The sequence below is a fragment of the Pseudochrobactrum sp. sp1633 genome, assembly GCF_030376605.1.
Classification (GTDB): Bacteria; Pseudomonadota; Alphaproteobacteria; order Rhizobiales; family Rhizobiaceae; genus Pseudochrobactrum.
Genome location: NZ_JARRAE010000011.1, coordinates 82,413 through 106,836, shown reverse-complemented (window position 1 = coordinate 106,836; position 24,424 = coordinate 82,413). Strand labels below are relative to the sequence as shown.

Genomic DNA, 24,424 nt, shown 5'->3' with positions numbered 1-24,424 from the left:
GCTCTGAAATTCAGAGCGGCTCATTTAAATTCACCAATCAGACCTTATGCAGCCTGAATGGCGGAAAGTTTCCACTCTTCAATCCGGCCGTTTTCAGGGCGGACAAAAGTCCAGACTTCTGTGCTTTCCGAAATATCCTTGCTCTCGCCTTCAGCCAGTTCGCCGGTATCGCGGTCTGCAAGATAGTCGATGCTTTCATAGCGGATGGCAACGGTGGCGTAATCTTTGCCTTCTTCGCTCCAGCCTTCCGATACGTCGCCCTGCAGCAATTTCACATTGCTTACATGGTTGCGCAGGCCGTTGGTGGCGTTTTCACCCAGCTCTTCGGCCAGATAAGACATGGCTTCCGGCGTTGTCAGCTGGCGCAGCGTGCCGTAATTTTCCTGACCATAGGCCGTCTGGACTTCAGTCAGCATTTTTTCAAAATGCTCCAGATCTTCCTGCGAAACGGTCAGCGGCTTTTCCTGCACGGCAGGCTGCATCATGCTTGCAGCTGCACCTGAATTTGTATTGCCACCAAAACCGGCTGATGGGACAGAAGCTGAAGAACGCGCATGTGTGTTGTCATCACGTTTGCCAAACTGTGCACCCAGATTCTGCATCGGGTTCGCACGGTTTGCGCCAGCATTACCGGCTCCGGCAGCAGCCGTTACCGGCTTATTGCGATTGGCGAAGAAGCGCATGGCCAGCATGGCCAGACCTGCGAAAAGGGCAACCTGCAAGATCAGGCCGAGGAAACCGGCCATACCGCCGAGACCATTGCCCAGCAGCATACCGATCAGACCGCCGACCAGCAGACCACCCAGCATGGAGCGGCCGAAATTATTGAAAAAGCCCGGCTTTGCCGCATTGGCAGCCGCTGCACCCTGTGCAGGGCGGGTCTGCGCACCGGTATTCGGGGTCATGGAGCGTTCAATCGGCGCAGCAGTGTTCGGCGCGGTCTGCGTTTGTGCAGGCGCCTGATAGGTTTTGCTGCCGCGGCTGCCGAAGCCACCACCACCCGCACGTCTGGCATCGGCGATATCCATCGCGGAAAGCGATACAACGAGCGCCAGCCCCAATGCTACGGTGAACTGGCTTAAACGCGAGGTGGCACGGAACATATGTGTCTCCTGAAAATTGGTCTTGGGCAGGATATAGGAACAGGGGCTTTTGTTTGTAAGAGCAAGACGCAAAGAAATTCGTATAATTTACAAGAATTTGCTCGGAATTTTAAAAGCGCGCCAGATATGCACGCATTACAAATATCGCTGCATTGATTTTTGCCCCCGCGCTGTCGCATAGTCTGCACAAAGATTTTAACCTGAATTTTCAGGAGCTGATTTGACCTATCGTTTCATCCATGCGGCGGATATCCATCTGGATTCACCGCTGCGCTCATTAGCTTTGCGCAATCATGATCTTGCTGCCCTGATCGGTAATGCAACGCGCCGTGCTTTTGAAAATATTATTGATCTGTGCTTAAGTGAACGCGTGAATGCTCTGCTGATTGCCGGTGATCTTTATGACGGCGATCAGACTTCGATGAAAACCGCACGTTTTCTGGCAGAGCAGCTGCGCCGTCTTGATCAGGCGGGGATTGATGTTTTCATCATTCGCGGCAACCACGATGCACTGTCGAAAATTACCAAGGAACTCATTCTGCCGGAGCGCGTGCAGATATTTGACCGCAAAGCCCGCGCGATCACGGTGTCCGCGCCGGAACATTCACAGCCGGTGGTTATTCACGGGTTGAGTTTTGCCAAGCCTCATGCGCCGGAAAGCCTGCTGCCCAATTACGGGTTGCCGGTGAGTGATGCCGTCAATATCGGGCTGATGCATACCAGCCTCAATGGTGCTGAAGGGCATGATCTTTATGCGCCGGTCAGTGTGCATGATCTGCAATCGCACGGTTTTCATTACTGGGCGCTTGGCCATATCCACAAGCGTGCGGTCTATGCGCCGACCAGTCATCATAACAGTACGGTGGTGATGGCGGGCAATCCGCAGGGACGCGATATTAATGAGGCGGGCGCAAAATCTGTAACGCTTGTCACGATCCACGACGACGGCACTGTGCAGACAGAAGAGCGGCTGACCTCGATTGCGCAATTTGAGCGGGTGAGCGTGGATGTTTCGGCTTGCGAAGACTGGCGCGCCATTGTGCAAAAAATAAGCTCTGCATTGGAAGATAAACGCGAGGCAACACTGAGCGAACAGCTGGTGGCACGCCTGCATCTGACCGGCACCACGTCTCTGGCATGGCAGATGCGCCGTGACCATGATTTGCTGCTCACGGAGGCTGAAGACAAAGCCGAGCAGACCGGAAATTGCTGGATTGAAAAGCTGGAAATTGAAAGCACGCCGCTGCGCAGCGCCACACAAGGGGCAGCGTCCGCCACGCATGACCCGTTGCAGGAGCTTGGCAGGCTGATTGAGAACGAGCTGGTGTCTTCCCCTGTTTTTCAGACCGGACTTGCCGAGCAGATGGATGCTCTGGTGAAAAAACTCCCCCCTGAAATTCGCAGTACATTCGGCAATGACGAAGCACAGGCGCAGGCTTTAATCGGGGAGTTGCTGCATCGTGGCAGTGAGGATGTGCTGGCCGAGCTGAGCGCAGCCTCACAGGCGGAGGAACAGGCATAATGCGGATTAATCGTCTGGATCTCACCCGTTATGGCCGGTTTACCGATCGTGTTCTGGATTTTGGTACAATGGATCAGGGCAAGCCTGATCTGCATATTATCTACGGGCCCAACGAGGCCGGAAAATCTACCACATTTTCAGCGCTGCTTGATTTGTTGTTCGGTATTGAACATGCAAGCCGCTATAATTTTCTGCATCCCTATCCGGCGATGAAAATCGGTGCCTCGCTGCAATTGCAGGATGCAACACAGGAGCTGGTGCGCACCAAAGCCCGCGTCAACAGCCTGAGTGATGATGCAGGACGCGCACTGCCGGATACGCTGATCTCAGCAGAACTCGGCGACATCGACCGCGATGCCTATCGCATGATGTTTTCGCTTGATGATGATACGCTGGAAGAAGGCGGCGATGCGATCCTTGCCAGCAAGGGCAATCTCGGCGAATTGCTGTTTTCTGCCAGTGCCGGTCTTGCAGGCCTGAGCCAAAATCTGAGCCAGTTGCGCAGCCGCGCCGACCAGTTTTATCGTCCGGGTGCACGCAAGGGTGAGCTGGCGGATTTACGGTTGCGCTTGCAGGAGATTGAGGCGGCTAAAACTGAGCTGGATGCGAAAAGCTCGGCGCAGGCCTATGGCAAACTCGCTGAAGCACACCGGCAGGCACAGAGTGAATATCAGCAAGCACTGAGCCTTCACGGCCAAACCAGAAACCGCATTGCGGATATTGATGCGATGCTCAATGCGCTGCCGCATCTGCACCGTTTGCATGAGCTGCGGGAAAAACTCACCGCTTTAGCGGATGTGCCCGTTGTACCGGCAGGGTTTGAGGCTGAGCTGCCGCGTCTGATGATTGATGATGCGGAACTGCGCACCCGCCTTGAGGGGCAGGCGGCGGCACTCGCCGCGCTGGAGCAGGATATTGGTGTGATTTTTCTGGATGAAAATGCGCTGCATCTTGCCGCCTCCGCCGGACAGTTGCAGATTTTGCGGGCACGGTTTCTCACGGCTGAAAAAGATCTGCCGGAACGTGAAGCGGCTTTGCGCACCGAGCAGCAGAAGATTGATACGCTGTTGATCCGCCTCGGGCAGGATGTGAAGCGTAATCCTCGTGACCTTTTGATACCTGTGCAGGCGGAAACGGCCTTGCGCAGTCTGATCGAGCGGCGCTCAGGCATTGCAGCGGCTATGCAACTGAGCGGTAAAGAACTGGAAGCCGCGCAAGACCGGCTGGCATTGGCGCAAGAGAAGCTGGAAAATGCCGGTGCGGCACAGGGCAATTTTGATGCTGCACAACGCCAGACACTCAATAATCTTCTGAGCCGGTTGCGCGGTGAAGATCACAGCGCCTTTTTGCGCCAGGCAGAAAGCACTGTGCGGGAGGAAGAAGCACAGTTACGGGAACTGTGGCAGGCACAGCCTTACAGGCAGGGGGAATTTGCCACTGATCTGGAAGCCCTTGCCGCGCTGCCGGTGCCGGATGCAGCAGAGGTTGAAGCCGCAGGACAACAGGCGCAAGCCTTGGAAAGCCGCTTGCAGCAGGCACAAGATGCGATTGCAAAACACACAGAAGATAGTGTGGAGTTGCGTGCGCAATTGCAGAGCCTGCAACAAGATAATCTGGTGATGACGCAGGAGCAGGCGGCAGAATTACGCCAGACCCGCAATGCCGCATGGCAACAGCACCGCAAGACGCTCACCGATGATACGGCAGCGAAATTTGAACATTTGCTGGTGCAGGACGATCAGGCTGTGCATAGCAGGCTGACACAGGCGAGTGAATTTGCCCGCGCCATGCAGTTGCGCGAGCGTATTGCTGTGCTTGATGCACAGATCGCACATGCTCAAAATTCTGTTGTGCATTTGCATACAGAATTGCAGGCCGTCAATGCACGCATTGCCATCTGGCAGCAGCAGCTGGTGCCTGCCGCAAGTGATGTTTTGTCTGCGGGCAGTCTGTTGCGTTGGATGGAAAAGCGCAGCACCTTGCTGCAAAAACGCCAGCTCTGGCTGCGTGCCTGCCGGATGCGCGATGAGCGGTTGGCGCAGATTAATGATGCTGAAAGTGCGCTGTCCGGTGCCTTGCAGCAAGCTGGCATTTCCCTTGAAGGGAGCGATTTGAGTGTGCTGCAAGCGCAGGCCTCAGCCTTGAGCGAGGCCTTTCAGCAGCATGCCGGTTTGCAGGCAGAACTGGCAGAGCGGGAACAGGAACTGCGCCGCCGCCGCAAAGAGGCAGATGAAGTTGAGTCACAGGATGGGCAATGGCAGGAGGCGTGGAGCGCTGCCTGTCAGACAACATGGCTTGCACAAGATGTGACCATACCGGCATTGGAACAGGTGCGTGAGATTTTAAACCTTACGGCAGAACTGGCACCGGCACTGGAGCGCAGCCATGATCTGGCGCAGCGCATCAGCGCAATGCACGATGATCAGGCCGCTTATCGCAGCGAGGCGGAGGCTCTGGCGCAGCGTCTTGGTCTGCCGGTTGTCACAGCTGCAGGAGATGCCTTGCCGGTGGCAGAACTGGCCGCGCGCAGTGAGCAGCATATTCGCAAGGCTGAAGAAGAACAGCAGAAGCTGCTTGGTCTGCGAGGCCGCTTGGCAGAAGCTGCACAACAAATGCAGGTCTTTGAGCGGCAGGCAGACGTGCTGGGCGCCCGCAAAGATGCGATGCTCGCGCAATTGCAGGCGGATAATCTGGAAGAGGCGGGGTTGAAAATTCAGGCTGCTGCGAAAAAGGCAGGCCTTGAACAATCTCGCGCAGGTGAGGAGCAGACAATCACCTATCTGCTCAAGCTTGCACAACCGGCAGAGGCGGAAGCGCTGCTGGAACATGCCGACAACACGGTATTGAAAGCTGAATTGCAGACCCTGCGCGAACAGGATGAAACGCAGGATCAGCATAAGCAGGAACAATACCGCTTGTGGAAACAGGCCGAGCAACTGATGCGCGATGCGCAGGCGGGGGATGACAGTGCTGCAAAGCTGGACGAGCGACGCCGTACCTTACTGCTGGAAATTGAGGAGCAGTCAAAACAGTATCTGCGTTTGCGTTTTGGCATCAGCGCCGCTGAGCAGGCCTTGCGTCTATATCGCGATCAGCACCGCTCATCCATGATGGCGCAGGCATCGGCAGCTTTTGCCGCGATCAGTCAGGGCAGTTATCGCCAGCTGACCACACAGACCGATAAAGATAGTGAAATTCTGATTGCGATTGCTGCAGACGGCAGTTCCAAAACGGCCGATGAACTTTCCAAAGGCACGCGGTTTCAGCTCTATCTGGCTTTGCGCATTGCCGGTTATTACGAGTTTGTCGCGCGTCGTCCGATGCCCTTTATCGCCGATGATATTATGGAAACATTTGACGATGACCGCGCGCGTGAAACCTTCCGTCTATTCACGCAGATGTCACAAAAAGGGCAGGTGATCTATCTGACCCACCATCAGCATTTGTGTGATATTGCGAAGGAAATCTATCCGGATGTGCGGTTGCACAGGCTTTGAGCTGGAATAAACGCATAAAAAAAGCCTGCATGTAAAAATGCAGGCTTTCTTGTTTTAATAGCTGTTTTTATTTGTTGGCTTCAACTTTAACGCCGAGAACCGACCAGAGCTTTTTCGGCTCTGCCATGCCAACGGCTGTCAGAATGCCGAAAGTGACCGGAGTTTCCGGCTGAATTTTCAGGCTGAGGGATTTCGGTGCGTCCAGATATTCACCCAGAGCTTTCACAGCGTCTACAACTAGCGGCTCATTCTCAAAATAAACAACGCCGAATTGCAGCTGGTCTTTCATTTCTTTTACGAGTTCTTCGCGGGTGATACCGCGTTCTTTTGCCTGATAGTCCAGCACTTTCCCGAAGAAATTCGCATCATCATAACGCATCTCCATATTTTTGATGGAGAGGTTCTGCATCATGCCAAGCGCTGCAATCTGCATGGAAGTGTTGTCGTTGCCGTCTTCCATCACGCTGGAAATCAGATCCTGCACAGCCTTGATGAATTTCAGATCATAGCCGCCCATCGCCAGCTTGTAATTATAAGTGCCGATGTTCTGGCCGTTGATCGTCATCTGGTCGACAGTGTACTGGCCTGAAAACGGCGACCAGGTTCCTTTGGCATCCATTGTCAGGTGGACTTTTTCCAGTCCGAGCGCGCGGACGGCTTCGATATTAATGTCGTCGCTCACATCTTCAGCACTGTCTGCCGGTTCAAGCGTATCAACATTGTCTTCTTCAACTTCAGCTTCAGCGCTGTCGGCAACGGCAGCGTCTTCGCCCGCGTTTTCATCAGAGCGTTTTGGCGTATCGCTGCGCACTGTATCCTCTGCGGCTGCCTCTGCATCCGTTGCAGCTTCTGCAGCGGCGGTTGCAGCTTCTTCGGCCGCTTTTGTGGCTTCTTCTACGGCAGCCTGCATTTCAGCAGCTTCTTTTTTCTTCTTTTCCTGCTCAAGGCGGCTCATTTCCGCAATATCAAGATCCAGCGCCTTGATACCCCAGCTGTAATTGCTGGCTTTTTCTTTGGAATAAGGCTCCTGCGTCAGATAAAGACCGCTGAGTTTAAATATTTCTTTGCCGCCGGTTGTGACTGAAAGAGCACCAATATTAAACGCCTCAGCATATTGCATGCGGCCAAGCAGATCGGTTTTCGGGTCTTTTGTCAGTCGGACCTTGTCAAAGCTGATACCGGCCGAGGTGAAAACAGTGTTGTCTTCAACAATTTTCACATCATTGAAGCTGACTTTCTCAACGAGATAGACATCGCCTTCAGTGTCAGAAATACCGCTCAGAGTGATATTGCCGAGATTAACAGGGGCATTGTCCTTATTTTTTTCTTCTTCTGTCTCGTCAGAGAGTGATTTCGGCAAAGCGATCTGCGCTTTTGCATCGTGCAAAATGACATTTTTACCGTCGGTTTCTGCTTTGGAAAAAGTCAGTTCCACCATTTGCTCTTTAAGCAGCGCCTGCACGCGTTTTGCAACATCATCACCGGTCCAGGCCAGTGCAGTTCCTGCCCACAAAGGTGCGATGACAGCGGTCAGTGCAAATGTTTTCGCAAAAGCAGAACGTGGCATTTTCAATAGCATAGCTTACCTCAGTAATAAGACGGACAAGACCGGTCGCTGACCGCAGGATGAATGCAGCCAGACGGTTTTCAAAAAAACAGAATGACCTTATGCGCGATAATTTGTGGTAACCCCTATAACAAATCAACGATAATTCCAATAAACATAATCTGACAGACCAAGGGGAATTCAATGGACAATCATTCTGCTCAACAGCAATTGCTGGGCAAACTCTCTGCATTACTTGGAAAAGACCTGTATTCCGGTGAAAATATTGATGTGTCGCATCTGCGTGACTGGAGTGATGAGCAGGGCGGCAAGCCGCTGGCGCTCGCCGTGCCGCGCGACACGCAAGCTGTTTCTGAACTGATGAAACTCTGCAATGAGTTTCGTGTAGCGGTTGTCCCGCAGGGCGGGCTGACCGGTCTTGCCGGTGGTGCAGTGCCGGTGCAGGATTGTGTGATGCTGTCGTTGCGCAATATGAACCGCATTGAAACCATCAATGTGCAGGCCGGTACGATGATTGTGGAAGCCGGCACAATTCTGCAAACCATTCAGGAAGCGGCACGCAATGCGGGTATGATTTTTCCCTTGGATCTCGGCGCACGCGGCTCCTGCCAGATCGGCGGTAATATCTCCACCAATGCGGGCGGCAATCGTGTGATCCGCTATGGTATGACCCGTGATCTGGTGCTGGGTCTGGAAGCGGTGCTCGCAGACGGCACAATCCTCAGTATGATGAATGAAATGCCGAAAAACAATGCGGCATTGGATATGAAGCATCTGTTCATCGGCGCGGAAGGCACAATGGGCATTGTCACCCGCGCTGTGCTTCGCTTGCGTCCGGGTGTGGGCGGTGCCAATGCAGCTGTGGTGGCGCTTGAGAATTTTGAGAATGCCCTGCAGTTACTGAATTACGCGCAAAAACGCCTTTCCGGCCGCGTCAGCGCTTTTGAAGCGATGTGGAATGATTATTACATCATGGCGTCGAAATATGCCCGCGCACCGCTTGAAGGCGGCTATCCGCTTTATGTGTTGATGGATATGCAGGGTGCCGAGCCGGATGCGGAAGCGGATTTGTTTCAGTCGGTTCTGGAACATGCATTGGAAGAGGGCTGGATTGCCGATGCTGCCATTGCACAATCTCATCGTGAGGCCGAAGAATTCTGGACAATGCGCGATGCCATTGCGGAAATCATGACCCATGAAGGACCATGCATCGGTTTTGACGTCTCAGTCCCGCAAACTCAGATCGGCGCTGCGGTGGATGCTATTCAGGCAGCATTGCAGAACCGCTATCCGGGTATGACCAGCCTGTTTTTCGGCCATGTCGGCGATTGTAATTTCCATATTGATATTACGAAATTTACGGATTTTACCGAAGATGACCGCGCTGTTGAAGATATTGTCTATGACATTATCCGCGCATTCAAAGGCTCGGTTTCGGCGGAGCATGGTATCGGCCTGCATAAAAAACCGTGGCTGCATTACAGCCGCAGCGCTGCCGAATTGCAGACTTTGAAAACGCTGAAAGCGGCGCTTGATCCGCATAATATTCTCAATCCGGGCAAAGTTCTGGACTAAGAATAACAAAGGCCGGAACATAAGCTCCGGCCTTTATGTTTTACGCTCCGAAGCGTTTTTCACTCATGGAAGCCTGCATCAGTGCTTTGGTATAATCCTCGCGCGGTGCATCGAAAATCTGGGCAGTTTCGCCTTCTTCCACGACCTTGCCGGTTTTCATTACCAGAATATAATCAGAAAGCGCGCGCACCACCGCCAGATCATGGCTGATGAAGAGATAGGACAGGCCGTATTTTTCCTGCAAATCACGTAGCAATGTCACCACTTGTTTCTGCACCGAGCGGTCGAGCGCACTGGTCGGTTCATCCAGCACAATCACTTTCGGTTTCAGGATCATGGTGCGTGCAATCGCAATACGCTGACGCTGACCGCCGGAAAATTCATGCGGATAGCGGTTGCGCATCGAAGGCTCAAGGCCAACTTCTTTCAGCGCTTCACCGGCACGAATATCCCGCTCTTTGGCGGAGAGTTCCGGCTCGTGGATCAGCAGCCCTTCGGTGATAATCCGCCCCACGGTCATACGCGGGCTGAGCGAGCCGAACGGGTCCTGAAATACCAGCTGTAATTCGCGCCGTTTTGGACGCATTTCCTGCTGGTCTGTCGGCAGTTCTTTGCCTAGATAAGCGATACGCCCGTCAGATTTCAGCAGGCGCAGAATGGCGCGGCCGAGGGTGGATTTGCCCGAACCGGATTCCCCCACGATGCCGATAGTCTGCCCCTGTTTCAGATTGAGCGAGATACCATCCACCGCCCGCAGATAGGTTTGCGGTTTCAGCCAGCCTTTTGCCAGATTGAAGGTGACGGAGACATTATCCGCCTCAATCAGCAAAGGGGCGGTTGCCGGTGGCGCTGCCTTGGTGCCTTCCGGTTCGGCATCGAGCAGCATTTTCGTATAAGCGTGCTCGGGAGCAGAGAAAATTTTCTCCGTTGCACCGCTTTCAACCACTTCACCCGAGCGCATGACGCAGACCTGATCGGCAAAGCGTTTTACAATGCCCAGATCATGGGTAATGAAAACGATGGCCATGCCAAGACGCTTCTGCAAATCGGCCAGAAGCTCCAGAATTTGCGCCTGAATGGTCACATCCAGCGCCGTTGTCGGCTCGTCGGCAATCAGAATATCCGGATCATTCGCCAATGCCATCGCGATCATCACACGCTGACGCTGGCCACCGGATAATTCATAAGGGTAGCTGTCAATGCGGCGTTCCGGTTCAGGAATACCAACCAGTTTCAGCAGTTCCAGAATGCGCGGCCGTGCCTGAGATTTGCTCATACCACGGTGAAAACGCAAAGGTTCTGCCAGCTGGTCGCCGATTTTATAGAGCGGATCAAGCGAGGTCATCGGTTCCTGAAAAATCATGGTGATTTTCGCACCACGGATTTTATTCAGCTCTTTGTCGGACATGCCGACCAGATCCTGACCGCGATAGAGCGCCTGACCTGTGGCCTTGCCGTTTTGCGAGAGCAAGCCCATGATCGCCATTGTCGTCTGGCTTTTGCCAGAACCGGATTCACCAACAATAGCAACGGTTTCGCCTGATTTAACATCAAGGCTGATACCGCGCACCGCATGAACCGGCCCGTCATTAGTTTCAAATGTCACACGCAGATCGCGTACAGATAAGACTGTTTCTGCTGTCATCTTAGCGGTCCTTCGGATCAAGGCTGTCACGCAGGCCGTCGCCCAGGAAGTTCAGCGCAAAGAGGATGAGTGTCAGGGTAACGGCAGGGAAAATCAGCTGCCATGAAGCGCCGCGCATATTCTGCGCCCCTTCAGAGATCAGCAGACCCAGCGATGTCATCGGATCCTGAACACCAAGACCAAGGAATGAGAGCAGGCTTTCGAGCAGAATGGCTTTCGGTACTAGCAGGGTAACGAATACAATCACCGGCCCCAGAGCATTGGAAATAATATGACGGGTGATAATACCGCGCCGTGTTGCACCAAGCGCCTCTGCTGCCTGCACAAACTCTTGCCGTTTAAGACTGAGCGTTTGCCCGCGCACAATACGCGCCATATCCAGCCATTCCGTTGCGCCGATGGCAATGAAGATGATGATGATCGATCGCCCGAAAAACACCAGCATCAGAATGACGAAGAAGATGAACGGCAGGGAATAGAGAATATCGACAATACGCATCATGATATTGTCTGCGCGTCCGCCCAAATAGCCGGAAACTGCGCCATAGGTTACACCCAGCACAAGCGCCATGACCGAGGCCAAAAGACCAATGGCCAGCGATATGCGCACACCGATAAAGGTGCGGGTCATCATATCACGCCCGAGATTATCGGTGCCGAAGAAGAAATAAAGGCGCGATACATTGAGCGAAAGTTTGCCGCTTAATTTATCGGTAGCAAGCTCGATTTGCGGATTGCTGAAAAGATCAGAGCGCTCAAAATAACGCAAAACCCGCTCATCCAGCTCACGCCCCGCACTTGAGGTCACGTCAACGGTTAGCTTTGAGCCGGAGAGTTCCGGTTCGCCGCCTTTAAGACGCGCACGTGCCATTTCCCGCTCAAGGCCGGGAAGGATAGTATCCGCACGCGGATAGGCTTCAAGGCTCGGTGCCATGCGCACAAATTGCGGATAGATTTTCTCATAAGGGTGCGGGCTGATCATGGGCCCGAAAATGCCGGTCAGAGACAGAATGATCAGCACAACAGCACTGGCCACGGCAGCGCGATTGCGGCGCAGTCTGATCCATGCATCCTGCCAGAGTGAGCGGCCGGCAACAGTTGCGTTGCCTTCCGGTGCGCCATGAGACGGCATATTTGTTGAGATATCAGTCATAGCGCACCCGCGGATCAAGATAAGCATAGATCAGATCAACAATTAAGTTGAACAGCACGACAAAGACCGAAATGACCACAACGGTACCCATAACCAGTGTGTAATCACGACCCAGCGCACCTTGCACGAAGTAGCGTCCGATACCCGGAATACCGAAAATAGTTTCCACAACGACTGAGCCTGTGAGCAGGGCTGCGGCTGTGGGGCCGAGATAGGAAACAGCAGGCAGAAGAGCCGCACGCAGCGCATGCACGCCGACAACAATACGGGCGGGCAGACCATAGGCACGCGCCGTGCGCACATGATTGGCACGCAGGGCTTCAATCGTTGAGCCGCGCACTAAGCGGGCAATCACTGCAATTTGCGGCAGTGCCAGTGTGGTGATCGGCAATATCCAATAGGCAATATTGGCGGAAGACCAGCCACCCGCAGGCACCCAACCGAGAATAACGCCGAAAAACAGGCTGAGCAGCGGGGCAACAACGAAATTGGGAGTGGTGATACCGAATGTTGCAACCGCAACAATGGTATAATCGAGCCATGAATTCTGGCGCAGCGCTGCAATGGCGCCGAGAATTGTGCCAAGAATTGCGGCAAGTGTGAGCGCGAGACCACCAAGCAGAATAGAAACCGGCAGACCGGAAGCAAACAGATCATTGACCGTAAAATCACGGCGGGCAAAGCTTGGCCCCAGATCACCTTTGAGCAGATTGCCTAAATAGATCAGATATTGCTGCCATAAAGGCGCATCCATATTATAGGCTTTTTTCAGATTTTCGAGGATCAGCGGATCAATCGGGCGCTCAAGATCAAACGGGCCGCCCGGCACCAGCCGGATCATGAAGAAAGTCAGCGTGATGATGATAAATATCGTCGGGATCGCGCTGGCCAGCCGCCGCAGCGTATAGCTCAACATAGTATTTTCCTGACTGCAGCCTTCATAAAAATAATGGCTGCCGCAAAGTTAAAATAATTTGATATGCAACAGGCTGCACCGTTCTTGCGCGTATCTTATCCGAAAACCGTTTCACACTTTTCGGGATACGCTCGGATCAATGCAGCCTGCCAGTAAAAATACTTACTGTTTGAGCGACAGCCAGCGGGTTGCGTGTGCATCCATCAGGTTGTCATGCCAGCCTTCGATATTCTCGGAGACCAGAGCGCGTGATGAATAATACAACACCGGAATAACGGCTGTTTCTTTGAGCAACAGACGTTCCGCATCGGCAAGAATTTCCGCACGGGCTTTCAGGTCTGTTGTGGTTTCGGCTTTCGTCATCAGAGCATCGTAATCTGCGTTCTTCCACTTAGAGTAGTTGAAGCTCACGCTGCTCTGAGTGAGGAACAGGAAGTTCTGCGGATCGTTATAATCGCCGATCCAGCCTGCGCGGGCGATGTCAAAAGGACCATCTTCACGCAGGAAGTTGAAATAGGTCGCGCCCTCAGTTTCGTTGAGCGTTGACTTGATGCCGATATTGCTGAGCATATCGGAAATCGCAGCCATCGTGTTCTTGTGATTTTCGGACGTATTATAGAGCAGTTCAATCGACAGGCTGCCCGGTTCAACACCGGCTTCTTTCAACAGGGCTTTAGCCTTGTCTTCACGCTCCAGCATGTCTTCACCGGCATAGGATGCCTTCACGCCGCCTTCAACATAATTGGCAATGCCCGGAGGAACAACCGAATAGGCCGGAAGCATTGTGCCCTGCCAGACCTGCTCTGCCATGAATTCGCGGTCGATCGCCATCGAAATGGCTTCACGCACGCGCGGGTCTTTCAGCTTGCTGTCGGCGGTCTTACCTTTAACCGGCAGATAATAGGAGCCGAGATAAGGGGCAATGTGGAATTCTTTGGCCAGTTTGCTCTTCACATAATCCATCTGTTCGGAAGGAACATCGGAGCAAATCTGAACTTCTTTGGCCTCAAAACGGCGCATGCAGCTGGCGCGGTCTTCAAACGGAATCCAGTTTACAACGTCGATCTGGACTTTATCCGCATCATAGTAATTCGGGTTTTTCTTCATGACAATTTTGTCATTCGGCGTAAAGCTGACCAGCTGATAAGCGCCGTTGGTCACCATTTTACCGGCAGCGGTAAATTTGTCGCCGTTTTCTTCAACGCTTTTCTTGTTCATCGGCAGACCGGTCTGGTGGGTCAGCAGCTCAAGAAAATAAGGGGTCGGGCTTTTGAGCGTAATTTTGAGGGTCAGATCATCGACCGCTTCAACACCCAGCTCTTCGAGTGGTTTCTTACCGCCAACCACATCTTCAGCGTTTTTGATCGGGAACAGCATGCTGGCATAACCGGCAGCGGTTTTAGGATCCATAATGCGGCGGAATGTGAACAGGAAATCACCGGCGGTTACTTTGTCGCCATTCGACCATTTCGCATCATCGCGCAGGTGGAATGTATAGACCAGACCGTCTTCGGAAATATCCCAGGATTTGGCGGTGGCAGCAACAGCTTCGCCTTTGGCGCTCTGACGGACAAGGCCATCATAGAGATCGGCCATAATACGGCCTTCGGATACGGTGGATGTGCGATGATGATCCAGTGTTGCCGGATCTGTGTCGTTACCACGGTTCAGAACGACTTCGGCAGATGCCGCACCGGCAAAAGCGCCGGTTAGTGTGAGTGCGCAGACACCTGCGAGCAAAATTTTACGATACATATAACCCTCCCTGTTAAAGTACTGAGACGAATTCAGTATGAGTTTTTCAGGCAGAGTCAAACATCTATTTTCAGTTCTTCGTCATGCGCCTTTAGTCGAAGGAGATTATTTTAAAACAAAAGAGAAACTTTGTTATTAATCGCAATATTATTGGCGAATTCTAAAATTTTATTACAAAGAACGAAACTAAAACAATCAGCCAAAAAATCATATTATTCAATGGGATAAAATAATTTATCAACACTGATAATTTAAGTAAAATACAATAAATATAGTTCCAGAAATTTTTTTCGCTTATGCGGGTCAAAAAACTGTCATTTCAACAGGCAAGACCTTCATTTTGAAGGTAAATCAGCCAAATCACGAGTCGGTTTTGTAAAAGCGACATGCCGGCGCTTTGTTTGTCAGCTGTCAAACCAATAAAAAGGCCGCTGAAAGCGGCCTTCTCAAGTGCAGTTTTTCGCTTATTTTTCAGAGTTCAATTCTGCCAGAATTTCTTCCGTATGCTCACCTAAACGCGGGGAGCGCAGGCTGGTTTTCAGTTCTGTATTGGAGAATTTCAGCGGCGTGCGCAAGCCCGGAACACCCTGATTATCCACCCGCATTTGCCGGGCGATAAATTGCGGATCGCTAAACACATCGGCAATCGTGTTGATCGGCCCTGCCGGTACGCCGAGCTTTTCCAGTGCCGCCAGCAGATCATCGCGCAACCAAACGGAGGTTTTACCTTCCAGCAATGCGGTCAGTGCATCGCGGTTTTGCACGCGTGCTGCATTGGTGCGGAATTTCTCATCCTCAGCTAGTTCGGCTAAGCCCAGCAGACCGGCCAGTTTGGCGAATTGTCCGTCATTGCCGCAGGCGATGATGAAATACCCGTCTTGCACCGGTAATGTCTGATAAGGCGCAATATTCGGATGCGCATTGCCGAGACGTTTCGGCGCTACGCCGGAGGCGAGAAAATTCATTGCCTGATTGGCGAGAACGCCGGTCATACAGTCAAACAGTGACATATCAATATGCTGGCCGAGGCCGGTCACTTGACGATGCAGGAGTGCTGACTGAATGCCGATCACCCCGTAAAGACCGGTGATAATATCGACCAGAGCCACGCCGATTTTCTGCGGCTCACCCTTTGGATCGCCGGTAATATCCATAATGCCGCTCATGCCCTGAATCATGAAATCATAACCGGCACGCGCTGCATAAGGCCCGTCCTGTCCGAAACCGGTGACAGAGCAATAAATCAGGCGCGGATTGATCTGTTTCAGAGATTCATAATCAAGGCCGTATTTTTCCAAACCGCCGAGCTTGAAATTCTCGATGACAATATCAGCATTTTTGATGAGTTTGAGCACGGTCTCGCGCCCTGCATCCTCACGAAAATCGCAGACAATCGAGCGTTTTCCGCGGTTGCAGCCGTGGTAATAGGCGGCAGACTGTTCCGCACCATCGTCAATATAAGGTGGGCCCCATTTGCGGGTATCGTCCCCTTCGGGGCTTTCTACTTTAATGACATCGGCACCAAGATCGGCCAATGTCTGGCCAATCCAGGGTCCCGCAAGAATACGTGCCAGTTCAACGACTTTAATGCCTTCCAGCGGCGCCTGCATCAGATTTGCTCCGGATATGAAAAAACCCGCTTCCATCAGTTATGTCGCCGAAAAATCAGCACCATACAGAGGGAAGCGGGCAATTATGGAATATTAAAAGAATGCCTGAAGACCGGTCTGCGCACGACCGAGGATCAGCGCGTGAACATCATGCGTACCTTCATAGGTATTCACTGTTTCCAGATTCTGCGAATGACGCATCACGTGATATTCAATCGAGATACCATTGCCGCCATGCATGTCGCGTGCCTGACGGGCGATGTCGAGCGCTTTACCGCAATTGTTACGCTTCATCATAGAGATCATTTCCGGCGCGAATTTATGCTCGTCCATCAGACGGCCAACACGCAGCGAACCCTGAAGGCCAAGCGTGATTTCTGTCTGCATATCGGCCAGCTTCTTCTGGAAAAGCTGTGTCTGCGCCAGCGGGCGGTTAAACTGCTTGCGATCCAGACCATATTGCAGCGCACGGTGCCAGCAATCTTCTGCCGCACCCAGCACACCCCATGAAATACCGTAGCGGGCGCGGTTGAGGCAGCCGAACGGACCCTTGAGGCCGGATACATTTGGCAGCAGCGCATCTTCGCCGACTTCCACGCCGTCCATCACGATTTCACCGGTGACAGAAGCACGCAGGGAAAGCTTGCCGCCGATTTTCGGTGCGCTCAGACCCTTCATGCCTTTTTCAAGCACAAAGCCACGGATCTGGTTGTCATGGGCAACAGACTTCGCCCAGACGACGAAAACATCGGCGATCGGGGAGTTGGAAATCCACATTTTCGAGCCGTGCAGCTTGTAGCCGGTCGCGGTTTTTTCCGCGCGGGTTTTCATGCCTGCAGGATCAGAACCGGCATCCGGCTCGGTCAGACCAAAGCAGCCGATCAGCTCGCCGGAAACCAGACCCGGCAGATATTTGTCTTTCTGCTCTTCCGAACCATAGGCAAAAATCGGGTAGATCACGAGTGAGGACTGCACGCTCATCATCGAGCGGTAACCGGAATCCACGCGTTCCACTTCACGGGCAACAAGACCGTAGGAAACATAATTGGCTTCAGCCGCGCCGTATTTTTCCGGCAATGTCACGCCGAGCAAACCGGCCTGACCCATGAGGCGGAACAGTTCAGGCTGAACGGCTTCTTCCAGATAGGCTTCTTCAATACGCGGCAGCAATTCGCTTTTGGCAAACGCGGCTGCGGAATCGCGGATCATACGTTCATCGTCAGACAGCTGATCATCGAGCAGGAACGGATCGCTCCATGAAAATTTTGTCATATCACTCATTTAGTATCTCCCGATAAAGTTGGCACATTCTCAGACGATTGACCAAAGACTGCAAACCCTTATTTGCACTTTAGTCATGAATTTTATGCATCAACTTGACCATTCGTACTTGTATGGCAATGAGGCTATGCGGGGTACTCGGGAAGACTGAGCCTTATTTTTCAGTCAATAAGCGCGGCAATGGTTTTTCAGTGTTTGAAACCGGCGGCGAGTTCCAGCCATGCGCGCGCCGCATGAGGCAGATAAGCGCCCCGCCGCCAGACCCATGCCATATCCCATGAAAGCTCAGGTTCTGTGAGGGTGATATGCTTCACACCGGAGCGCACCCGCTGCTCGGCAATCATGCGCGGCAGAAAACCCGCACCAAGCCCTGCATAGACCAGTTCAACAATAAAATTGATCTGGCTGGAGCGTGCGGAAATCGTAGGTGTGAAGCCCTGCGAGCGGCAGGCATTAAGAATAATCGGATTGAGCGCAAAAGCACTATCAAACAGGATGAACGGCATATCCTGCAATTGTTTCAAGGCAATAAACGACTGGTCAGCCAGCGGGTGCGATGCGGGGATCAGCACATCAATCGGCTCTTTGCGCACATTCTGCCAGTCAAATTCATCCGGTGCCGGCAGCAGAGAAGCACCGAGATCAACCTCGCCGTTACGCACCATATCTTCCAGTTTTTTACTGCCATGTTCTACGAGGTGAATCTCAATGCCGGGATAAAGCTTGCGATAAATCGCAAACATTGGCGCAAACAGAGCGTCACTGCCAATCGGTGGCAGCCCAAGCCGCAGCACGCCTTTGGTCAGCCCCTGCAATTCTGCCAGTTCGGTTTTCAGATCATCCTGCTCTGCGAGCATGCGCAATGCACGCTGAAACACCACTTCTCCGGCATCGGTCATCACGGATTTGTGGCCGTTGCGATCCAGAAGTGTGACGCCGAGTTCTTCTTCAAGCTGGCGCACTGCTTTGCTGACTGCCGACTGGGTGAGAAAGACTGTTTTGGCGGCCTGCGTAAACCCGCCTTGGCGGACAACCTCAGCAAAAATCCGCAATGTGCGCAGTTCCATACTATTCCTCACACGACTTAAATCTATTCAATCAATTCATTTTTATCATGAATGCAGATGCGTTATAAGGGAGGAAATAAATTCATGCATAAAGAGTATATGAAATGTCACCAGCTCAAATGTCGGGAGGAGTCCGCCATTGGGTACAAAGCAGCCGGATCGGCCAGATCGCTTTGATCGCCGGTTTCTGGGCTTTGGGGGAGGGAATAGCCAGACTAACGCATCTGCCCGTGCCGGGCAGTGTGATCGGCTTGTTCCTGTTGTTCGTGTTGCTTATGACCGGTGGTATGAACCTGCTGACCGTGCGCCGTGGGGCGCAGTGGTATCTGGCGGAAATGCTGCTGTTTTTTATCCCCGCAGTGCTTGCCGTGCTGGATCACCGGGAGTTTTTCGGCCTGCTGGGCTTGAAAATTCTGGCGGTTATACTCTTCGGCACATTGATTGTGATGATTGCAACGGCGCTGGCTGTTGAGGCCGGTATGCGGTTAAGCCGCCACTTTAACAAAGCGGCGTGAGATGACGATCATGGACAGCTTTATCTCTTATCTTGTTGCTCACGGCTGGGTCACACTCCTCTGGTCGGTCGCGACAATTGCATTTTACCTGCTGTCGAAAAGACTTTACCGGCGCTGGCCGCATGTGTGGTTCTCACCACTGATTGCTGCTCCGCTTCTGCTGATTGCGGCTGTCCTGTTAATGCGCACGAGTTATGCGGAATATAATAGTGCAACCCATTGGCTGGTGATGCTGCTGGGGCCCGCAACGGTGGCTTTTGCCGTGCCGATTTATGAGCAGCGGGCAACTGTGCGGCAATATTGGCCGGTGCTGGTTTTTGGTGTGCTGGTTGGCAGCAGTGCAGCCATACTGTCGGCATGGGGGCTTGCGCATCTGCTAAGCCTTGATGAAACGCTGAGCCTCAGCCTGATCCCGCGTTCTGTGACTTCGCCTTTTGCTATGGCCTTGTCCGAAAATATTGGCGGCATTCCCAATCTGACGGCCTTGTTTGTGGTTATCACGGGTGTGATCGGTGCAGCGCTTGGGGAGACAATTCTGCGCTTTCTGCCTCTCCGCTCGGCTTTGTCGCGCGGTGCGCTGTTCGGTATGGGCGCGCATGGGGCAGGGGTTGCCAAAGCCCAGCAAATTGGTGCGCAAGAGGGCACAATTGCCGGTCTGGTGATGGTGATGGTCGGGCTGGTCAATGTTTTTGCCGCACCGCTGATCCGCTGGATTTTGCTGTAATAAAAAAGGCCACTCATCAGAGTGGCCTTTTTTGTTCATTTATGCGTTTTTTTTACGCATGAAGAAATAGATCACGCCGAGCAGGACAAACCAGACCGGTGTAATCAGCAGTGCCTGTGCCGTGTCAGCCTGCTGTGCCAAAGCCCAGAGAATGAAAGCAAAGAACGCAAACACCATAATGATGGCAGCATAACCGCCCGGCATTTTGAAGTTTGATTTTTCATGGAGATCAGGGCGTTTACGGCGATACTGCACATAAGATGCCAGAATGATCGACCAGACAAAGATAAACAGCAAAGCCGAAATCGTGGTCACGATCGTGAAGGCTTCAATAATGCTCTGTCCTGCATAGAGCAGCACAACACCTGCGAGCAGGAATGTGCAGGAAAAGAACAGCGCATTAACCGGTACATGACGGTGGTTCAGCTTGCCCAGCGTTTTTGGTGCCAGTGCATAGCTTGCCAGACCAAAGATCATACGCGAGGTGGAGTAAATGCCGGAATTGGCGCTGGAGGCCGCAGAGGTCAGCACCACGAAATTCACCACATGCGCGGCGATACCGATACCCGCCAGCGAGAACATTGCCACAAACGGGCTGCTTGTCGGATCAACCTGATTCCACGGCATCACGGTCATGATCACAAACAGCGATCCGAGATAGAACAGCACGATACGTACAGGGATCGAGTTGATCGCCTTTGGCAGATTGCGCTCCGGATTTTCGGTTTCCGCAGCCGCAGTTCCCACCAGCTCAATACCGACAAAAGCAAAAACCGCGATCTGGAAACCGGCGACAAAACCGAAGAAGCCATTCGGGAAGAAACCGCCCTGATCCCACAAATGGGTAATGGAAGCCGCAGTGCCGTTCGGCGATGTGAAACCGGATGTCAGCATAACAACGCCGGTAATAATCAGCGCGACAATAGCCACGATCTTGATCAGCGCGAACCAGAATTCGATTTCACCGAAATTGCGCACATTTGGCAGGTTTAGTGCCACCAGTACGACGATCAGGCCAAGGGCGGGAATCCACAGAGCCAGTTCGGGGAACCAGAATGACATATAACCGGCAACGGCGACCACATCGGCAACACCGGTTACAATCCAGCAGAGCCAATAGGTCCAGCCGGTAAAAAACTGTGCCCATGAACCGAGATAATCACCGGCGAAATCAGCGAATGAGCGATAGTTCAGGTTGGACAGCAACAGCTCGCCCAAAGCACGCATAACGAAAAACAGCATGAAGCCGATAATCGCATAGACCAGCAGGATCGACGGGCCTGCCAGTGAAATTGTTTTGCCGGAACCCATGAAAAGACCAGTACCGATAGCTCCGCCGATGGCGATCAGCTGCAGGTGACGGTTTTTCAGATTACGGGCGAGATGCGGTTCTTCTTCATGACCGGTCGGGCGGGAGTGCCCCGATGCAGTATCCATTCAGTATGCCTCACAATTCATCTGCCAGAACATTTTCCCTCCTGTTATTCCAAGAAAATGCTCTGTTTTGTTTTCTGCATGCATGCTGGTGCGGGTTGATTCTCCGACGCAGACAAACATGCTGTGCGATTACTCCCCCCGCTTTAAGAGAGGAAGTAAAAATTGCATAGGCTTAGACTAATGTCGCATAAGGCTGATGTTCGAAGGCCAAACAAAAAGGCCCTGATTTTCATCAGGGCCTTTGTTATTTTTAGTCCGTATAAGAATCCATCGGCGGGCAGGAGCAGACCAGATTGCGGTCGCCGCCTACGTTGTCGATGCGTGATACCGGAGCCCAATATTTGGAAGCCGGATCCATATTCTTCGCAGGAAACGCTGCTTCCGTACGGGAATACGGATGTTTCCAGTCGTCGATCATCGTATCTGCAACGGTGTGCGGTGCATTAGCCAGCGGATTATCATCCTGCGGCCATTCACCTGCCTCAACCTTGGCAGCTTCTTTGGCGATGGAAATCATTGCATCGCAAAGACGGTCGATTTCAGCTTTCGACTCGGATTCTGTCGGCTCAACCATCAGCGTTCCGGCAACCGGCCATGACATGGTCGGCGCGTGGAAACCGTAGTCGATCAGACGTTTTGCAACATCTTCAACGCTCACACCTGCTTTGTCTTTCAACACGCGGGTATCAACGATGCATTCATGCGCAACGCGATTGTTCGCACCGGTATAAAGGATCGGATAATGATCCTTCAGGCGCTCAGCGATATAGTTTGCGTTGAGAATGGCCACTTCCGTTGCATTTTTCAGACCGGCGCCGCCCATCATACGGATATACATCCATGTGATAACGAGGATAGACGCACTGCCGAATGGTGCAGCAGAAACCGCATTGTCGCTGCCTGCATTGACATGACCCGGCAGGAATGGTGCCAGATGTGCGCCGACACCGATCGGGCCGATGCCCGGTCCGCCGCCGCCATGCGGAATGCAGAAAGTTTTATGCAGGTTCATGTGGCAAACGTCAGCACCGATATCGGCAGGACGTGCCAGACCAACAAGCGCATTGAGGTTCGCACCGTCGAAGTAAACCTGACCGCCATTCGCGTGAATGATCGTGCAGATTTCACGGATGGTTTCTTCAAACACGCCGTGTGTGGACGGATAGGTGATCATCAGCGCCGACAGCGTATCGCGATACTGTTCTGCCTTGGCTTTCAGATCGGCCACATCAATGTCACCGTCTTCGAGACAGTTGACGACAACCACTTTCATGCCTGCCATCTGCGCACTGGCCGGATTGGTGCCGTGTGCGGAAGACGGAATGAGGCAGATATTGCGGTTTTCGTCGCCATTGGCGCGGTGATAACGGCGGATTGCCAGAAGACCGGCATATTCGCCCTGACTACCGGCATTCGGCTGCAGGGATACAGCGTCAAAACCGGTTACTTCGCAAAGCCATGCTTCGAGATTGTCGGTCAGAACCTTGTAACCTTCCAGATGCGCCTGTGGTGCAAAAGGATGCAGACCACCAACTGTCGGCCATGAGACCGGCATCATTTCGGCAGCAGCGTTCAGCTTCATGGTGCAGGAGCCGAGCGGGATCATCGCACGGTCAAGCGCCAGATCTTTATCAGCCAGCTTGCGCAGGAAACGCATCATTTCAGTTTCTGAACGGTAGCTGTGGAATGCAGCCTGTGTCAGGAAATGATCGTCACGCGGAGCATCCGGCAGCAGACGGGCAGCTTTTTCAACAGGTTTCGCACCAAACAATGCAACCAGAGCCAGATAGTCTTCTTCCAGCGAGGTTTCATCGAAAGTGACAGACACAGTATCGGCATCAATCACACGGATCAGACGCTCACCGGCCAAAGCCTTGTCAGCATAATCCTGTGCTTTGCCTTTAACCGTAACAGTCACTGTATCAAACAACTGTTCACCGGCCAGTTCAAAACCGGCGGCTTTAAGCGAGGCTGCAAAGCGGGCAGTGATCGCATGAACAGCATCAGCAATAGCCTGCAGGCCTTTAGGGCCGTGCCAGATTGCATAAGATGCAGCCATATTGGCCAGCAGTGCCTGAGCGGTACAGATATTCGAAGTCGCTTTATCGCGGCGGATATGCTGTTCGCGGGTCTGCAATGCTAAGCGATAGCTTGGACGGCCATGCGCATCGAGCGACTGACCAACAATACGACCCGGAATGATACGGGTGAGGTTTTCTTTCACGCCGAGATAGGCAGCGTGAGGACCACCATTGCCCATTGGTACGCCGTAGCGCTGCATGGAACCGACAGCAATATCGGCACCCCATGAGCCCGGAGACTGGGTAATGGTCAGTGCCAACGGATCGGCAACGGCCACAACCAGAGCGCCGGTCTGCTTGGCGCTGGCGATAATACGGGTGAAATCACCGTAAACGCCGCGTGTATCCGGCCACGGAATGATCACGGCAGCAGTGGTTGTATCCACTTCGCCACCAACCTCGATGATCATGCCATGCGGTTCTGCGCGGGTATTCAGCACATCCAGTGTCTGCGGGTGCAGTTCACCGGCAACAACCATTTTCGGGCGTTTTTCGCGGTGATGACGATAGGCAATGCCAACAGCTTCAGCAACAGCAGTTGCTTCATCCAGCAGCGATGCACAGGCAACCGGCAGGCCGGTCAGTTCTGTTACCAGTGTCTGGAAGTTGAACAACAGCTCAAGACGACCCTGACTGATCTCAGCCTGATACGGCGTATAGGCCGTGTACCATGCCGGATTTTCAAACAGGTTGCGCTGGATCACCGGCGGCACATGCGTGCCGTGATAGCCCGCACCGTAGAAGCTTTTGGCAACGACGTTGCGACCCATAATGCCGGACAGTTCACTCAGAGCTGCGGCTTCATCGAGCGGAGCAGGCAGGTTGAGTGCGCGGTCAAGACGAATTGACTGCGGCACGGCCTGACTGATGAGAGCATCCAGCGACGGCAGGCCGAGAGCTGACAGCATTGACTGCTGTTCGCTCACGCGCGGGCCGATATGGCGCTCTACAAACGGAAGAGATGATGCTGCCATGA

Annotated in this window: 16 protein-coding genes; 5 read left to right on the top strand and 11 right to left on the bottom strand. The window is 53.1% G+C overall.

Features of this window, described 5'->3' with window-relative positions; translation table 11 throughout:
- Window positions 1-44 precede the first annotated feature (44 nt).
- Entirely contained in the window at window positions 45-1,103 is a 1,059-nt protein-coding gene (locus tag P8H26_RS13300; protein ID WP_289633566.1) for a Tim44 domain-containing protein, read from the bottom strand.
- A 220-nt stretch (window positions 1,104-1,323) separates the two neighbouring features.
- On the opposite strand from P8H26_RS13300, the gene P8H26_RS13295 reads away from it, so the two are divergent.
- Both P8H26_RS13295 and P8H26_RS13290 read left to right on the top strand, forming a co-directional pair.
- Window positions 1,324-2,625, top strand: a complete 1,302-nt coding sequence (locus P8H26_RS13295; RefSeq protein ID WP_289633564.1) for a DNA repair exonuclease — start codon at window positions 1,324-1,326, stop codon at window positions 2,623-2,625.
- Entirely contained in the window at window positions 2,625-6,122 is a 3,498-nt protein-coding gene (locus P8H26_RS13290; protein ID WP_289633562.1) for an AAA family ATPase, read from the top strand. The genes P8H26_RS13295 and P8H26_RS13290 overlap by 1 nt, the downstream gene beginning before the upstream one ends.
- Window positions 6,123-6,189: 67 nt before the next feature.
- On the opposite strand, the gene P8H26_RS13285 is transcribed toward P8H26_RS13290, so the two are convergent.
- Window positions 6,190-7,701: a hypothetical protein gene (locus P8H26_RS13285; protein ID WP_289633560.1), complete on the bottom strand. Its 1,512-nt coding sequence runs from the start codon at window positions 7,699-7,701 to the stop codon at window positions 6,190-6,192.
- Window positions 7,702-7,872: 171 nt separating this feature from the next.
- Here P8H26_RS13285 and P8H26_RS13280 point away from each other — a divergent pair, with 171 nt between their 5' ends.
- Complete coding sequence (locus P8H26_RS13280) at window positions 7,873-9,264, top strand: FAD-binding oxidoreductase (protein ID WP_289633558.1); 1,392 nt, start codon at window positions 7,873-7,875, stop codon at window positions 9,262-9,264.
- Between the two features lie 40 nt (window positions 9,265-9,304).
- Here P8H26_RS13280 and P8H26_RS13275 read toward each other — a convergent pair whose 3' ends face one another.
- The 7 genes from P8H26_RS13275 to P8H26_RS13245 all read right to left on the bottom strand — a co-directional run bounded on the left by P8H26_RS13275 (window position 9,305) and on the right by P8H26_RS13245 (window position 18,691).
- Window positions 9,305-10,909 carry an ABC transporter ATP-binding protein gene (locus tag P8H26_RS13275; RefSeq protein ID WP_289633556.1) on the bottom strand — a complete coding sequence of 535 codons (1,605 nt, stop codon included), beginning with the start codon at window positions 10,907-10,909 and terminating at the stop codon, window positions 9,305-9,307.
- A gap of 1 nt (window position 10,910) precedes the next feature.
- Entirely contained in the window at window positions 10,911-12,041 is a 1,131-nt protein-coding gene (locus tag P8H26_RS13270; RefSeq protein ID WP_374708300.1) for an ABC transporter permease, read from the bottom strand.
- 13 nt (window positions 12,042-12,054) lie between these two features.
- Window positions 12,055-12,978: an ABC transporter permease subunit gene (locus tag P8H26_RS13265; protein ID WP_289633554.1), complete on the bottom strand. Its 924-nt coding sequence runs from the start codon at window positions 12,976-12,978 to the stop codon at window positions 12,055-12,057.
- Between the two features lie 162 nt (window positions 12,979-13,140).
- Window positions 13,141-14,733 (bottom strand): peptide ABC transporter substrate-binding protein, encoded by a 1,593-nt coding sequence (locus tag P8H26_RS13260; protein WP_289633553.1) that lies wholly within the window; start codon window positions 14,731-14,733, stop codon window positions 13,141-13,143.
- Between the two features lie 464 nt (window positions 14,734-15,197).
- Entirely contained in the window at window positions 15,198-16,343 is a 1,146-nt protein-coding gene (locus P8H26_RS13255; RefSeq protein ID WP_374708298.1) for a CaiB/BaiF CoA transferase family protein, read from the bottom strand.
- Between the two features lie 93 nt (window positions 16,344-16,436).
- Window positions 16,437-17,615 carry an acyl-CoA dehydrogenase gene (locus tag P8H26_RS13250; RefSeq protein WP_374708299.1) on the bottom strand — a complete coding sequence of 393 codons (1,179 nt, stop codon included), beginning with the start codon at window positions 17,613-17,615 and terminating at the stop codon, window positions 16,437-16,439.
- Window positions 17,616-17,812: 197 nt separating this feature from the next.
- The gene (locus tag P8H26_RS13245; RefSeq protein ID WP_289633551.1) at window positions 17,813-18,691 is read right to left on the bottom strand and encodes a LysR family transcriptional regulator; all 879 of its coding nucleotides are present in this window, start codon (window positions 18,689-18,691) and stop codon (window positions 17,813-17,815) included.
- Between the two features lie 104 nt (window positions 18,692-18,795).
- On the opposite strand from P8H26_RS13245, the gene P8H26_RS13240 reads away from it, so the two are divergent.
- Complete coding sequence (locus P8H26_RS13240; protein ID WP_289633548.1) at window positions 18,796-19,206, top strand: CidA/LrgA family protein; 411 nt, start codon at window positions 18,796-18,798, stop codon at window positions 19,204-19,206.
- A 10-nt stretch (window positions 19,207-19,216) separates the two neighbouring features.
- On the top strand, window positions 19,217-19,930 hold the full coding sequence (locus P8H26_RS13235; RefSeq protein WP_289633546.1) for an LrgB family protein: 714 nt from the start codon (window positions 19,217-19,219) through the stop codon (window positions 19,928-19,930).
- Between the two features lie 39 nt (window positions 19,931-19,969).
- Here the strand turns inward: P8H26_RS13235 and P8H26_RS13230 are convergent, their stop codons facing one another.
- Both P8H26_RS13230 and gcvP read right to left on the bottom strand, forming a co-directional pair.
- Window positions 19,970-21,367, bottom strand: a complete 1,398-nt coding sequence (locus P8H26_RS13230) for an amino acid permease (protein ID WP_289633544.1) — start codon at window positions 21,365-21,367, stop codon at window positions 19,970-19,972.
- A 250-nt stretch (window positions 21,368-21,617) separates the two neighbouring features.
- The gene (gene gcvP / locus P8H26_RS13225) at window positions 21,618-24,422 is read right to left on the bottom strand and encodes an aminomethyl-transferring glycine dehydrogenase (protein WP_289633542.1); all 2,805 of its coding nucleotides are present in this window, start codon (window positions 24,420-24,422) and stop codon (window positions 21,618-21,620) included.
- Window positions 24,423-24,424: the final 2 nt, after the last annotated feature.